The sequence below is a fragment of the Escherichia sp. E4742 genome (assembly GCF_005843885.1).
GTDB lineage: Bacteria > Pseudomonadota > Gammaproteobacteria > Enterobacterales > Enterobacteriaceae > Escherichia.
This window is the reverse complement of sequence record NZ_CP040443.1, coordinates 126,214-142,121: the sequence shown is the minus strand read 5'-3', so window position 1 is coordinate 142,121 and position 15,908 is coordinate 126,214. Positions and strand designations below refer to the sequence as shown.

Below are 15,908 nucleotides of genomic sequence, written 5' to 3'. Positions count from 1 at the left end.
AATTCCTTTTAATCAAAAAGTGATTCAATATCGTTAATCAACTCGCTGGCGGTGATGTCGTCGAGCGCGGAGAAGGGATAAACAGATTTGTGTGGTGTCTGTTTGTACAACTGAATGTGGTCAATTGCCTGGGTATCGCTGATTACGGTGACGAGCAATCCAACACTGAAGCCGGGTGTCACACTCAGTTCGATGTAGCCATCGTCCACGGACTTATAAAATGAGTAATAACCTCCGGCATCCAGAACATCGCCCCGTTGCCAGCCCTTATTCATCAGTCCGGCGACGCGCCCACTCGCTGCCTGGCGACCAGCCCAGCGCTGCAAATCGCTGCTGCTTTTTTCTGTATTAGAGAGCTGAGACCAGGGGCGATCAAGTTGACTGAACGGTGGCAGGAGTTCGTAGTCAGAGAACAGTTGGGCAAATTCAGCAGTCTGCATGGCCGGGATTTCCAGCACATGCGGGATACCGATACTGCCCTGCGCAAGGGTTAACGGGTTATCCTGACCGTCGCTAAAACTGCCATCCTCCGCCACGCGGAAACAGGTGATAAGTTGATTATCTGCATCGTATACGCCCCACATCAGACGTCGGGTGATATGACGAACCAGGGGATGCTCAACCAGAAACAGGCGGAACTGTTCTGCTGTCCAGCGGCGACGCAGACACATGGCTTCTTCCAGACGTGAAATCTGTTGTGCAGCTACCGTGCGGGCATCTTTTTTCAGTAGTTTGTAGCGATTGACGGCTTCAGTAGCCAGAGCTTCATCATCGCTGTTGTTCGGCTTGGGCAGGTCTTTCAGGTGGCTGCCGGAAGCATCGCTTACAAACGGTTTTAAGGATTCATCAAAGCTGACGGTGAATTGACGTGGGCCGAAATCCAGCAGCAGCGAACCGTTATCATCCAGACCGAGATCGGGCGCTAACCGGTCTTCCATCTCTGCGACGGTGAGTTGGCGGCTTTCGGCAATCTGGGCGATTTTAACTCTTGCCTCATCCTGCAAGGCTTTAAATTTTAGCTTTTGCGCAATGTCGTTGAGTTGCATCAGGGCGATGTCGCTTCCGATTGCAGCAAGGATATCCAGCCCGACAGTGGCGCGTTTATGCTGGGATTCTCCAGGCCAGGCGCGGATGAGCGGGGTGAGTTTGCGGGCGGTGTCATCGTTGCCCAGAATCCCCAGCGCGGTAAATGCCCAGTTATCTTTAGCTGAGCCACTGGCAGATTCCCAACTGAGGAAGAGATCCCAGGCAAAATCAGCGAGAGACTGCGGAGTACACGCCTCCACTACTTGTGTAATCCCTGGGTAAAGGGTGGCCTCGCGGGGGAAAGAGAGCATGGTGCAAAGATGTTGAATTGCCTGAACTGGTAGGATTTTATCATTGCTTTTTAATACTGGTTTGCGCCACTGGTCTGGCTGACACCACGCTGGCAATGGATTAATTTTATTTGGGATATTATTCAACGGATCTATGCTCAGAAGTTGTCTAACGGCAGCTATGACTTCTGCTTGTTGATACTTCTGCGCTATATCAAAAATGGCGTCATTGTAACCATTATCTATTAAAAAACGTAACGATAATTGGGCATTATCCTTTGTTTTACCCACTTTGCCCAATGCTGATGGAAGTAATCCAGCAATAGCATGCTGCGGGAATGATAATAGCCAGTTACTGGCTAACGATTTGAATGTTTTTAATTGGCTGAATGCGTGACTTATTATAACCGCTAGCTCTACAGCACCAGTATTTGCTATCAATGGCAAGATTTCTTTTGCTCCAACATAACCTGAGCAACGCAGCAATGCGGGAATAGTAGAAATACCAAAGTGATTAATTACATCTTCTGCACCCGTATGATAAAGGAAATAGTCCCCTATAATGATATTCCAGATTTTAATAGCTTTATCTTCTGGTAGATGGATAAGTGCAGATAAATTGATCAGGTTATATCTGCACTTTTTAATGACCTCACTATAATTACCTTTGTTCCAGGTGTTTACAATTTCTTCTGGGAAATATTTTTCAACATTATTTCTGTGTGCATATCTAAGACCTAAGTGCTCAAGAATCTCTGCTGTCGAAAGTGTACAGGTGATTTTTAATGCTGAAGATGTATTAACAACCGGACTCAATCGCAAAATATCTAATTTCAACACAGGTAGAGAAACATTTTCTTTAATAAACCATGGTGGTGAAACGAGTATGTTTGGTATCTCATTTGGTTCTGCTATTTCTGATTTTGTGATCAGCTGTGGGAAATGGCTGTAAATGAATTGCTTCTGTGTTTCACTACACCATTCAAGAAAGTTATGTACAGCTTGCCCATGGGTTAAAATGAGTTGGGTTAACTGTTTTAAAAAGGAAGTGTTTTTACCTTTCATACATAACTGTGTTAATGCCGAAAGTGCGGCTTCAGGATGATGCTCTGAATATAACAGAGGATCATCATCATAATATGAGCGTTTTTCCTGAGAGAGCAACGCGAGTATATGGTTAGTGTGCGGTTGCCAGTCAGGTACAGCAGGATCAATTTCCAGATTTAACCCCCATTTATGTAAACATCCAGTCAGCACTTCTTGTGCTGTGGGCGTCAGATGTGGAAATGTCCGGCGAACAACTGACATATCGCTTAAAGCAATACCTTGAATAAGTGTCTCATAAAGGGGATGCGAATCCTGGCATACGATAGCACAAAATGCAGCCAGCATAGCCTCCGGAAATTTCTGGATTAAGGATTCTAATTGATGTACCCGGTCAGTCTTGCGGATTACCAGTTCAAGACTATATGGATGATTAATCTGCAGCAAAGCATCAAGGACACGATAATGATCAGCCCAGGCAGACAGACGGGATAATCCACTTATACCTTGCTCCTGTAATAATGTGGCTATACAACTTTCACCAAAACTATAGCTTTCGAAAAGTTTCCAATGATTAAATTTTTCCAGTAATGAAAACGCTTGTTGATCGGTGACGAATATATTAAGCCATTCGAGCTCCGGAAAATCCAGATGAGATAAACTGAGTGCTATTTGATTTGTAATTTCAGGCCTTTCAAGCAATAACAATGCAATGACAGGCTGGCGGCGAGGGGCGATGTCTGGTAGTGCTTCAATGAGTTTGTTTATGCAGCATAGCCATGTTTTTTCCTCAGCATGAGAAAGATGTTTTCGTAATTGGAATTCCAATGGGCTTATGCCATATTCAAAACGTTGCTGAGTAATTGAATGCGAAAAATGAAATATAAGATCTGCATCAATACCAGGATCTTCGATATCAATTTGAATTTTCATTAAAGCAAGAATAATCTCTACTGCGTATTCCAGCCCTTTGTGTTGAACAATATAATCTAACAATGTTTCCTGTTTTAGGCTGACACGAAAAACTGGACATGCAATAATCAGGAAAACATCTGAAAGCAATGAACCTTCTTCAATGCTTTGTTCTGCACGTATAATTGCCTCGTTTAAAGCATTTTTCCATTCAGCATTACAGGTATTAACATCAAAATAACCGAGGATGGTTCTAAATGCGCCAGGGCATGTATTTTGTTGCCAGATGAATTCCAGGAATGAATCAGGGCCGTAAACAAAACTGATTTTCTCGCCAGGAAAGTTTCTTGAACTAAAAGCCTTTGAACGATATGGTTCATCTAAAATAATAGGGGAATTTTCTTGTAACCATGGTAATGAATCCGCTGATGTTATGATCGGTGAAAAAACCGTTTCCGAATATAATTCACAAGAAACGCTATCATTCTGTAGAATCTCATTGGTCATTTGTAACTCTGCGGAAGGAACATGTTCCACATACCCCTTCTTCACTTTCTCCGCAATCAGTTTCAGTTCCGCTTTTTCCGCCGCAGCAGCGTCCGCAAAGTTTTTGACCTGGCTTTGCCCGTTGGTGCCGACCTTACCCCAACTGATATGCAACTCATTGCCTTGCTGCTCAACCGCCCAGAATTTATGTGATTTTCCGTCCTGATAAATATAGGTTTTCATTGCAAAGTCCTTTTAATCAAACAGTGATTCAATGTCGTTAATCAGCTCGCTGGCGGTGATGTCGTCGAGCACGGAGAAAGTGGGTGAGGATTGTTTACCGTAGCGATCATAAGGTGAAGTGATTTTTACGCTTTCAACAGGTAGCAGGTCGCTATACCCCGTTTCGCCATAAATTAATGAAAAATGTTCTGTTTCAAGTTCGAGAGCGCCATAAGGGGTAGATTTGCGCATCGTATAGACGCTGCCGCTTTCTTCCAGACGTTGCCAGCCTCTGCGTTCCAGACCGACAATGCGTCCGGCCTGGCAGAGACGTCCGTCCCAGCGTGACAATTCATGGACATTACGCTCGTTATCAGCAAGGTGGTAACTACCACGATCGAGCTGTTGGAAAGGGGGAAGCAGTTCGTAATCAACGTAAATTTGCCTGAATGCAGCGGCGGATTCAGGGGGGATTTCCAGCACATGCGGAATACCGATGTTTCCTGCTGGCAGCGTGAATAGCTCATCCTGTGCATCGCTGTAAGTGTTGTCTTCTGCGACCCGGAAGCAAGCAATCAGCGAGTTTTCCTCAGTATATACCCCCCATAACAGTCGTCGGGTTAAGTGACGTACCAGCGGATGCTCCACCAGAAACAGGCGGAACTGCTCTGCCGTCCAGCGTCTGCGCTGGCACATAGCTTGTTCCAGACGATCAATCTGCTGGCTGGCTATGGCGCGTACATCTTTTTTCAACTGTTTGAAGAGGTTAACGGCGTCAGTTGCCAGTGTTTTATCATCGCTCTGGTTTGGTTTGGGTAAATCTTTCAGGACTTTGCCGTTTGCGTCGCGAACCATGGGTTTTAAGGTTTCGTCAAAACCAACGGTGAATTGACGTGGGCCGAAATCAAGTGTCAGCGAGCCATTGATATCAAGCCCTAAATCTGGAGCCAGGCGGTCTTCCAGTTCAGCCATAGTCAGTCCGCGATTTTCAGCGACCATGTTGATTTTGTTGCTCGCATGTTCCTGCAATGCGGCGAATTTAATTTTTTGCGCAATGCCATTAAGCAGCATCAGCGCAATATCACTACCGATACTGGCTAACACATCCAGCCCGTAAACTGCGCGTTTATGCTGGGATTCACCCGGCCAGGCGCGGATAAGCGGTGTTAATTTACGCGCGGTGTCGTCATTGCCTAAAATTCCCAGCGAGGTAAATGCCCAGTTTTCTTTTGCGGGTGCGCCAGCTTCTGTCCAGGCGGTATACAGATCCCAGCCAAATTCAGCCAGTGATTCGCGGGTGAAGGTTTCTTTGATGATCTCCAGCCCAGCGTAGGGGGTGATGTCGCGTGGAAAGCTCAGCATTATGCCGAGGTGGCGCATAGCGTCATCGGATAGAGGCTGGTTGTTATTTTTAAGCCGTGGTCTGCGCCATAAGGTGAACTGATAAAAGCCGGGCAGTGGGGCGATTTTTGCGGGATATTCTTCCAGTGGGTCGCTATCAAATAATGTTGCCAGCGCAGCTAAAACATCAGGTTGGTTATACCCCTGGGCGATTTCCTCAATCGTTTCTCGCTGGTTTAATTTCACTAGCAGGCGGAGCGCCTGGCGGGCACAATCACGATCTTTTCCCTGTTTGCCCAGTGCCACAGGAAGTAGCCCGGCGGCGGCATGGCGCGGGTAATCCGTTAGCCAGTTTCGCGCATCTTCATACGACATTTTTTTCTGAAGTCGTTGCGCCATTGGCAATGCCAGTTCATTGACACCAAGGAAGAAGGTGAAAAACCACAACCGTTGTGGCTCACGTTGCAGGCAGGTCATAAATGCAGGAATGGCGGCGCTACCAAAAATGGCCAGAATATATCCCTCACCAGAGTAGTTATCTTCTTTGACTATCTGGTTAAGAAAAGAAATGGCCTGTTGACCAGGTAGATAACAGAGGGCAATGAGATTCCAGCTTTTGTAAGCATTGTTATGGTATTGCGCAAATTCAGCATTGAGTGCTGGAAAATCGAAGCGTAGCAGGGCATCAACGGCACTTTGTGGCGCCGGAATTTTTTCGTATATTTTTTCTCCGCTCTCCCGCCATTTGTCAAAACCCAGACACCACAGAATTTGCTGTTCTGGTGTGAGGGGGACTAAGTGTCTCTCCCAGCTTGCTTTTTCCATCGGCGGCAGGTCGGTAAACAATGTTTGTTTTGTTGCCTGCTGTTGGGCTATTTGCTGGAAGCGGGTGACAAGGTATGTACGGGTTAGTTTTTTGGCAATCTCTGGAGTGACGTCAGAAACGGAAGGAACGGGAAGCACAGGAAGATCAAATACCGGCGTATTTTTCTTTTTCTCTTTGGTCATCCAGGGCGGCGAAACAAATAACTCCGGCAACATATCCGCAGTGGCATATTCACATTCATTAGTCACAGGTTGCGGACGACATTCAGATAAGATGTCTGCCGCTTTAGCATTAACCCAGGGAATGACGTCGCATACTAACTCTGGTGTGACGGTAACCAGTTTGACAAGCGCTTTACGCCACTCTTTATCTTCATGTATTGCCAGCAAAGTAGCATAAGCCGCAATAGCCGCAGCGGGATGTTTCTGACAGGCTTTGCTTAAGTATTCCAGGTGCTTTTTCTTGCCAATTACACCGAGGATCAAAATTTGAATCGCATCCGGGTGATTCGTTTTCCATAGCCATCTGACAAGATCTTCAGTCTCGCTGATATGCTCAAAGAGATAAGTGGGATTGTCAGAATGCTCTTCCGTAAACTCAGTAAGTATACGGCCTGCACCGCGAATTCCATTATTTGCCAGCAACATTGCCAGATAAGCGCGAAAATCACGATGTAATGGCGGGAAGTCGTATTTTTCCGCTGTAGTCAGAGCGGCATCATCGGTTACCACCAGTCTTAACCAGGTCATCGCCGGAACGTTTTGATCTGCATAACGTAGCGCCATAGCATTGGCGATATCCGGGCGTTCAGGGATCAGTAATGCCGCAAAAGGTTGCCGTGCTGGGGATAGCGAGGGAATAGCAGCAAGTACTTTATCTACACAGCGTTGCCACTCATCTTCCGAAACAAGAGAAAGATGATGACATAAATGTCGATGCCAATATGGTAGTGATTCCGCTTCAAAATCAGGAGGAAAATGAGTAGTAATTACAGATGCATTGTCACTCTTTGAAGCCAGTTGCAGAGAGAGTAAGGCTATCTCTACCGTCGTTTCCAAACCACGGCGAACAACTAAATCGTCAACCAATTCATCTGCGTGGTAGATGTGCCACAATAAAGCGGCGTCGGACTGCAGGCTGCCGTTTTTCTCATTGTGTTCAATTCGCCATTCCAGCTCGCTAAACGCCTGCTGCCAGTTTTCAGGATAAGAAATGTAATTAATGGAGGGAGCATATGCCCTGGGCGTTTTTGCAATGCGCTGCCATATTTGACCATCTTTGTGCAGATAATTGATCTCTCTGGGGCGAGAGCGATGAGGAAAAGCAAATCGATTAATATCGTCAGTTACCGGAATCGTCGCATCATCAGCAAGCCAGGGGCATTTATTCTTATTTACAGGAGGAGTTTCAACTTCAGGAGTGACTCTGGCTTTGGTGGCTGGCGGGAGATTCACATTTGCCGAAGCGTCTTCCGCATAGCCTTTTTTCGTTTTCTCTGCGATCAGCTTCAGCTCCGCTTTTTCCGCCGCCGCAGCATCAGCAAAACTTTTTACCTGGCTTTGCCCGTTGGTGCCGACTTTGCCCCAACTGATATGCAACTCGTTGCCTTGCTGCTCAACCGTCCAGAATTTATGTGATTTTTCTTCCTGATAAATAAAGTGTCTCATTCTGCATCCCTGTAATTTTATCCAGTTGAATGCAGATGCTACCAGTATTTATGCGGGTTAGAGAGAGACAAAATCGCAAGAAAGCAACTTTAGGAATTTATAAAGAAAAGGCGCTGTCGATGCAGCGCCTTGAAGGGGGATTATTTCACCTGATGGCCTGGTTTAGCACCAGCATCTGGGCTTAACAGGAAGATATCTTTCCCGCCAGGACCGGCTGCCATCACCATGCCTTCGGAGATACCGAAGCGCATCTTACGCGGAGCCAGGTTAGCCAGCATAATGGTGTGACGACCAATCAGCGCCTGCGGGTCCGGGTAGGCAGAACGAATGCCAGAGAAGACATTACGTTTTTCGCCGCCGAGATCCAGCGTCAGGCGCAGCAGTTTGTCAGAACCTTCAACAAACTCTGCGTTTTCAATCAGCGCCACGCGCAGGTCAACTTTGGCGAAGTCGTCAAAGGTGATGGTTTCCTGAATCGGATCGTCTGCCAGCGGGCCAGTAACTGGTGCGGCAGTGGCTTTCACTTCTTCTTTAGAGGCTTCCACCAGAGCTTCAACCTGTTTCATATCGATGCGGTTATACAGCGCCTTGAACGGATTCACTTTGTGGCCCAGCAGCGGTTGCTGGATACCATCCCAGGTCAGTTCCGTATTCAGGAATGCTTCTGCACGCTCGGTCAGTTTCGGCAGTACCGGCTTCAGGTAAGTCATCAACACGCGGAACAGGTTAATGCCCATAGAGCAAATCGCCTGTAGGTCGGCATCGCGGCCTTCCTGTTTCGCCACCACCCACGGAGCCTGCTCGTCAACATAGCGGTTAGCCAGGTCAGCCAGTGCCATGATTTCGCGCACTGCTTTACCAAATTCACGGCTTTCCCACGCTTCGCCAATCACTTCAGCGGCATCGGTAAAGGTTTTGTACAGCTCAGGATCAGCCAGCTCGCTTGCCAGCACACCGTCAAAACGTTTGTTGATAAAGCCCGCATTACGGGAGGCCAGGTTAACCACTTTGTTAACGATATCGGCATTCACACGCTGAACGAAATCTTCCAGGTTGAGATCGATATCATCAATGCGCGAAGAGAGTTTCGCAGTGTAGTAGTAACGCAGGCTATCGGCGTCAAAATGATTCAGCCAGGTGCTGGCTTTAATAAAGGTGCCGCGAGACTTGGACATTTTCGCGCCGTTCACCGTCACATAGCCGTGAACAAACAGGTTGGTCGGCTTGCGGAAGTTGCTACCTTCCAGCATGGCAGGCCAGAACAGGCTGTGGAAGTAAACAATATCTTTACCGATGAAGTGGTACAGCTCGGCGGTGGAATCTTTCTTCCAGTATTCATCGAAGCTTACGCTGTCGCCGCGCTTGTCGCACAGATTCTTGAATGAACCCATATAGCCAATCGGCGCGTCCAGCCAGACGTAGAAATATTTGCCCGGCGCGTTCGGAATTTCAAAACCGAAGTACGGCGCGTCGCGGGAGATATCCCACTGTTGCAGGCCGGATTCAAACCACTCCTGCATTTTATTTGCCACTTGCTCCTGCAACGCACCGCTGCGGGTCCATGCCTGCAACATTTCGCTGAAAGAGGGCAGATCAAAGAAGAAGTGTTCAGAATCACGCATTACCGGCGTAGCGCCAGAAACCACCGATTTCGGTTCGATCAATTCAGTCGGGCTATATGTTGCGCCGCAGACTTCGCAGTTATCGCCGTATTGATCCGGTGATTTACATTTCGGGCAGGTGCCTTTTACAAAACGGTCCGGCAGGAACATGCCTTTTTCCGGATCGTACAACTGAGAGATGGTGCGGTTTTTAATAAAACCGTTCTCTTTCAGGCGGCTGTATATAAGCTCTGACAGCTGACGGTTCTCTTCGCTGTGCGTAGAGTGGTAATTGTCGTAGCTAATGTTAAAGCCTGCGAAATCAGTCTGATGCTCCTGACTCATTTCGCCAATCATCTGCTCCGGTGTGATACCAAGCTGCTGGGCTTTCAGCATGATTGGCGTACCGTGGGCATCGTCGGCGCAGATGAAGTTGACCTCGTGGCCGCGCATTCGCTGGTAACGGACCCAGACATCAGCCTGGATGTGCTCCAGCATATGGCCGAGGTGGATTGAGCCGTTGGCGTACGGCAGTGCGCACGTTACCAGAATTTTCTTCGCGACTTGAGTCATAGTAGGCATTACTTCTTTGTAGTGAAAAGGGCTTAGATAGTACCAAATGGGGCATGGTTACGTAAGTCCTGTGCAAGCATCTTATGATGCATTATTAGGTAAGTACTTAGCTGTTAACTTCAGGTAAACTAATAGCGATAAGTTATCTTTATAAATAAGGAGTCGGGATGAACGAACAATCCCAGGCCAAATCACCAGAAGCCCTGCGCGCAATGGTCGCCGGGACACTGGCCAATTTTCAGCACCCAACCCTCAAGCATAACCTCACTACGCTAAAAGCGTTGCACCATGTTGCCTGGATGGACGACACGTTGCATGTGGAACTGGTTATGCCGTTTGTCTGGCATAGTGCGTTTGAAGAGTTAAAAGAGCAATGTAGCGCCGAATTGCTGCGTATCACCGGGGCGAAAGCTATCGACTGGAAACTGTCGCATAACATTGCCACTCTGAAACGCGTGAAGAATCAGCCGGGTATTAACGGCGTGAAGAACATCATTGCGGTCAGTTCCGGCAAAGGCGGCGTGGGTAAATCCTCCACGGCGGTAAACCTGGCGCTGGCGCTGGCGGCGGAAGGGGCGAAAGTTGGTATTCTGGATGCCGATATCTACGGCCCGTCAATCCCCACCATGCTGGGGGCAGAAAATCAGCGTCCAACTTCGCCGGACGGTACCCATATGGCACCGATTATGTCTCATGGCCTGGCAACCAATTCAATTGGTTATCTGGTCACTGACGACAATGCGATGGTATGGCGTGGTCCAATGGCCAGCAAGGCGCTAATGCAGATGTTGCAAGAAACCTTATGGCCAGACCTCGACTATCTGGTGCTCGACATGCCGCCAGGAACTGGTGACATTCAGCTGACGCTGGCGCAGAACATTCCGGTGACCGGTGCAGTAGTGGTAACAACGCCGCAGGATATCGCGCTGATTGATGCGAAAAAAGGCATCGTGATGTTTGAAAAGGTCGAAGTTCCGGTGCTCGGTATTGTCGAGAACATGAGTGTGCATATTTGCAGTAACTGTGGTCACCATGAGCCGATTTTCGGCACTGGCGGCGCAGAGAAACTGGCAGAGAAATACCACACGCAACTGCTGGGGCAGATGCCTTTACACATCTCCTTACGCGAAGATCTTGATAAAGGCACGCCAACGGTTATTAGCCGACCGGAGAGCGAATTTACCGCTATCTACCGCCAACTGGCAGACCGTGTTGCAGCCCAACTCTACTGGCAGGGCGAAGTCATCCCTGGCGAGATTGCCTTTCGCGCCGTATAACGCGTAATAACCTTTCTGGTTATTCTTTATTCACCGCATCAATGTTAAATTGATGCGGTGAATTTTTTTGCAGCCTTAATAACCCCTTTTTTAATGCTGCGAATATTCAGTGGATCTTAGTCCGAAACTGTACAAAGGCGATTGATTGTGCAAGCACTGTCTCTTTATCATCCCTCGTGGCTGTGTAGCGGATGTACAGCTATAGTTTGTTATGCACTCAATCTACCCGGCATAACCTTTACTACAGGGATAACGTTCAATGAATAAGTATTGGTTGTCAGGAGTTTTTTTTCTTGCTTATGGACTAGCATCACCCGCGTTCTCTTCTGATACTGCAACATTAACCATCAATGGCAGGATTAGTTCTCCTACATGCAGTATGGATGTTGTTAATAATCATCTTCAGCAACGTTGTGGGCGGTTGTTACAACGAGTTGAAACCAACTATCGCGCTTCTTCTGCTGCAAAAGGCGTTACGACAGAAGTGGTTGCTGTGGGTAATAATGACAAACGCAAAATCGTGTTAAATCGTTACGATTAATTTGGCAACACCGTTTTAAGCATATTTAGAAAGCCAAAATCATTCTCGTGAATGATTTTGGCTTTTTTATTTATTTAATAAATGTTATTTACGGTGATTTACGGTAATCAATCAGTTTCAAAAATATTTGTTATAGCGAATTATTTGTTGTAATTATATTGCATTGGTTAATTTGTTTTAAATCAACAAAACAAAATGTTTACATTGCGGCAACCTTTTTGGTGTGAGAAATTTGTTTCCAAGAGATACAGACTCTTAACATAACAAAATAAACTTATTAAGGAATGCATCATGAAAAATTCAATCATTGCTGCCGCTGTCTTATCTTCTGTATTGATGAGTGCTGGTATTTTCGCTGCTGAAGTAGATACCGCAACTTTAACCATTAAAGGTAATATTGCTGAGTCTCCTTGTACATTTGTCGCTGGTGGTGATTCAGTCAGTATTAATATGCCGACTGTACCAACCACTGTATTTGATGGTAAAGCGAAATATTCAACTTATGATGATGCGGTTGGTGTAACCAGCAGTATGCTAAAAATTACTTGTCCGAAGACTATTGATGGCGTAAAACTTTCATTGATCACCAACGAGAAAATTCTTGGTAATGATAAGGCGATATCCAGTAGTAATGACACAGTTGGATACTATCTCTATTTGGGTGATAGCAGTGACGTACTGGATATTTCCACACCGTTTAATATTGAAAGTTATAAAACTGCTGATGGACAATATGCCATACCATTTAAGGCAAAATATCTGAAGTTGACTGACAGTAGTGTTGCATCTGGTACTGTTAACTCTTCATTGGTTATGCGTGTTGCCCAGGATTAAACATTTAAAATAATTATCTTATTTTTTCAGCAAATTAAAATGGCCGCCATGTTCATGGCGGTCAGCATAAATATAAGAGGCATTAAGATGAAAGGATTATTATCTTTACTCATCTCTTCTATGATATTTCCTGCGCATGCCGGAATGGTTATTTTCGGGACACGTATCATTTACCCGGCAGAGCAGAAAGAAGTCATGGTACAACTGATGAATCAGGGAAACCGCTCTTCGCTGGTGCAGACGTGGATTGATGATGGTGACACGTCTCTACCGCCAGAAAAGATTCAGGTTCCTTTCATGTTAACGCCACCAGTAGTGAAAGTAGCGGCCAATTCTGGGCAGCAAATAAAAATTAAAATCATGCCTAATAAATTACCTGTTGATAAGGAGAGTGTTTTCTATCTAAACGTTCTGGATATTCCACCGAATAGTCCAGAAGATGAAGGAAAGAATGCGTTAAAATTTGCCATGCAAAACAGAATCAAGTTGTTTTACCGACCTGCAGGTGTTGCCCCAGTAAATAAAACGACCTTTAAAAAATTGCGGGTGAGTCGTAGCGGTAATAACGTAGTCATAAAAAATGACTCGCCAAATTGGGTAACGATTTCTGACGTTAAGGCTAATAACGTCAAAGTGAATTATGAAACTATCATGATTGCACCACTAGAAAGTCAGAATGTCAGTGTCAAAAATAATAATACGGATGGCTGGCAACTGACCATTATCGATGATCACGGCAACTATATTAGTGACAAAATTTAATTGCAGGAGCTTCCTATGTTGAGAATGACCCCGTTTGCATCAGCAATAGTCGCGTTATTGCTCGGCATTGAAGCACATGCAACAGAAGAAACCTTTGACACCCATTTTATGATGGGAGGAATGAAAGGTGAGCAGGTAACAAATTTGCGTCTTGATGATAATCAGCCTTTACCCGGCCAGTACGACATTGATATTTATGTCAATAAGCAATGGCGTGGAAAATATGAGATTATCGTAAAAGATAACCCAGATGAAACTTGCCTGACGCGTGAAATTGTAAAGCGGTTAGGTATAAATAGCGATAATTTTGCACGCGACAAACAATGCTTAACATTTGAGCAACTTGTACAGGGTGGAAGCTACGCCTGGGATATTGGAATTTTTCGTTTGGATCTTGCTGTCCCGCAAGCCTGGGTCGAAGAACTGGAAAATGGTTATGTTCCGCCAGAAAACTGGGAACGGGGAATTAATGCGTTTTATACGTCTTATTACGTAAGTCAGTATTACAGTGACTATAAAGCCTCGGGTAATAGCAAGAGTACCTATGTGCGTTTTAACAGTGGGCTAAATTTGCTGGGATGGCAGCTGCATTCAGATGCCAGTTTTAGCAAAACGGATAATAATCCAGGGGAGTGGAAAAGCAACACACTGTATCTGGAGCGTGGATTTTCTCAAATTCTCGGTACGCTGCGTATTGGTGATATGTACACGTCAGCCGATATATTTGATTCCGTTCGCTTCAGCGGGGTTCGGTTATTTCGTGATATGCAGATGTTGCCAAACTCGAAGCAAAATTTTACTCCACGGGTACAGGGGATTGCCCAGAGTAACGCGTTGGTAACTATTGAACAGAACGGTTTTGTCGTTTATCAGAAAGAGGTTCCACCAGGCCCATTTTCGATTACTGATTTGCAGTTAGCGGGCGGAGGTGCGGATCTTGATGTGAGTGTTAAGGAAGCCGATGGATCAGTTACTACATATCTGGTGCCTTATGCGGCAGTACCTAATATGCTGCAACCTGGCGTATCAAAATATGATTTTGCAGCGGGCCGTAGTCATATTGAAGGTGCGAGCAAGCAAAGTGATTTTGTCCAGGCAGGTTATCAGTATGGTTTTAATAACTTATTGACACTGTATGGCGGCACGATGGTTGCTAATAATTACTACGCGTTTACCCTGGGAACAGGTTGGAATACGCGTATTGGCGCAATTTCAGTCGATGCAACTAAATCGCACAGTAAGCAAAACAATGGTGATGTGTTTGACGGGCAAAGTTATCAAATTGCTTATAACAAATTTTTGAGCCAAACATCGACACGTTTTGGTCTGGCGGCCTGGCGTTATTCGTCGCGTGATTACCGCACGTTTAACGATTATGTGTGGGCAAATAATAAAGATAATTATCGTCGTGATAAAAACGATGTCTATGACATTGCCGATTATTACCAGAATGATTTTGGTCGCAAAAATAGCTTTTCCGCCAATATGAGTCAGTCATTGCCAGAAGGCTGGGGATCTGTGTCATTAAGTACTTTATGGCGTGATTACTGGGGGCGCAGTGGCAGTAGTAAAGATTATCAACTGAGTTATTCCAATAACTGGCGGCGGATAAGCTATACCCTCGCGGCAAGCCAGGCGTATGACGAGAATCATCATGAAGAGAAACGTTTTAATATTTTTATATCAATTCCCTTTGATTGGGGTGATGACGTTACGACGCCTCGTCGGCAAATATATATGTCTAACTCAACGACGTTTGATGATCAGGGTTTTGCCTCAAATAATACGGGATTATCAGGAACAGTAGGGAGTCGGGATCAGTTCAATTATGGTGTCAACCTGAGTCATCAACATCAGGGAAATGAAACGACAGCTGGAGCGAATTTAACCTGGAACGCGCCGGTGGCAACAGTGAATGGCAGCTATAGTCAGTCGAGTACTTATCGACAGGCTGGAGCCAGTGTTTCAGGGGGCATTGTCGCCTGGTCGGGTGGCGTCAATCTGGCGAACCGTCTTTCCGAAACGTTTGCTGTGATGAATGCGCCAGGAATTAAAGATGCATATGTCAATGGGCAAAAATATCGCACAACAAACAATAATGGCGTGGTGGTATACGACGGAATGACACCTTATCGGGAAAATCACCTGATGCTGGATGTGTCGCAAAGCGATAGCGAAACAGAATTGCGAGGTAACAGGAAAATTGCCTCCCCTTATCGCGGCGCGGTCGTTCTGGTCAATTTCGATACCGATCAGCGCAAGCCCTGGTTTATAAAAGCGTCAAGAGCGGATGGGCAACCATTAACGTTTGGTTATGAAGTCAATGATATCCACGATCACAATATTGGTGTTGTTGGCCAGGGAAGTCAGATATTTATTCGCACCAATGAAATTCCGCCATCAGTAAATGTGGCTATTGATAAACAACAAGGGCTTTCATGCACAATCACCTTCGGTAAAGAGATTGATGAAAGTAGAACTTATATTTGCCAATAAGCATCGGGTA

The 15,908-nt window shown here is 45.9% G+C and carries 7 protein-coding genes and 2 pseudogenes; 5 read left to right on the top strand and 4 right to left on the bottom strand.

Features of this window, described 5'->3' with window-relative positions; all coding sequences use genetic code 11:
- Positions 1 to 8: 8 nt before the first annotated feature.
- The 4 genes and pseudogenes from FEM44_RS25930 to metG form a co-directional block, all read right to left on the bottom strand.
- Positions 9 to 1,904, bottom strand: a pseudogene (locus FEM44_RS25930) (DUF4132 domain-containing protein); the annotation flags it as partial.
- A gap of 1,892 nt (positions 1,905 to 3,796) precedes the next feature.
- Positions 3,797 to 4,001: pseudogene (locus FEM44_RS25925) on the bottom strand (WGR domain-containing protein); the annotation flags it as partial.
- 12 nt (positions 4,002 to 4,013) lie between these two features.
- Positions 4,014 to 7,814 carry a DUF4132 domain-containing protein gene (locus tag FEM44_RS00790; RefSeq protein WP_135521954.1) on the bottom strand — a complete coding sequence of 1,267 codons (3,801 nt, stop codon included), beginning with the start codon at positions 7,812 to 7,814 and terminating at the stop codon, positions 4,014 to 4,016.
- 140 nt (positions 7,815 to 7,954) lie between these two features.
- Positions 7,955 to 9,988, bottom strand: coding sequence for a methionine--tRNA ligase (metG, locus tag FEM44_RS00785; protein WP_135521956.1), 2,034 nt, complete (start codon positions 9,986 to 9,988; stop codon positions 7,955 to 7,957).
- Between the two features lie 167 nt (positions 9,989 to 10,155).
- Here metG and apbC point away from each other — a divergent pair, with 167 nt between their 5' ends.
- From apbC to FEM44_RS00760, 5 genes are all read left to right on the top strand, one after another.
- A complete protein-coding gene (gene apbC, locus FEM44_RS00780; protein ID WP_130207002.1) occupies positions 10,156 to 11,265 on the top strand; it encodes an iron-sulfur cluster carrier protein ApbC in 1,110 nt (369 codons plus the stop codon).
- A gap of 259 nt (positions 11,266 to 11,524) precedes the next feature.
- The gene (locus FEM44_RS00775) at positions 11,525 to 11,806 is read left to right on the top strand and encodes a DUF2574 family protein (RefSeq protein WP_135521958.1); all 282 of its coding nucleotides are present in this window, start codon (positions 11,525 to 11,527) and stop codon (positions 11,804 to 11,806) included.
- Between the two features lie 291 nt (positions 11,807 to 12,097).
- Positions 12,098 to 12,640: a fimbrial protein gene (locus tag FEM44_RS00770; RefSeq protein ID WP_135521960.1), complete on the top strand. Its 543-nt coding sequence runs from the start codon at positions 12,098 to 12,100 to the stop codon at positions 12,638 to 12,640.
- 87 nt (positions 12,641 to 12,727) lie between these two features.
- The gene (locus tag FEM44_RS00765; protein ID WP_135521962.1) at positions 12,728 to 13,402 is read left to right on the top strand and encodes a fimbria/pilus periplasmic chaperone; all 675 of its coding nucleotides are present in this window, start codon (positions 12,728 to 12,730) and stop codon (positions 13,400 to 13,402) included.
- A 15-nt stretch (positions 13,403 to 13,417) separates the two neighbouring features.
- Positions 13,418 to 15,898: a fimbrial biogenesis outer membrane usher protein gene (locus FEM44_RS00760; protein ID WP_135521964.1), complete on the top strand. Its 2,481-nt coding sequence runs from the start codon at positions 13,418 to 13,420 to the stop codon at positions 15,896 to 15,898.
- Positions 15,899 to 15,908 lie beyond the last annotated feature (10 nt).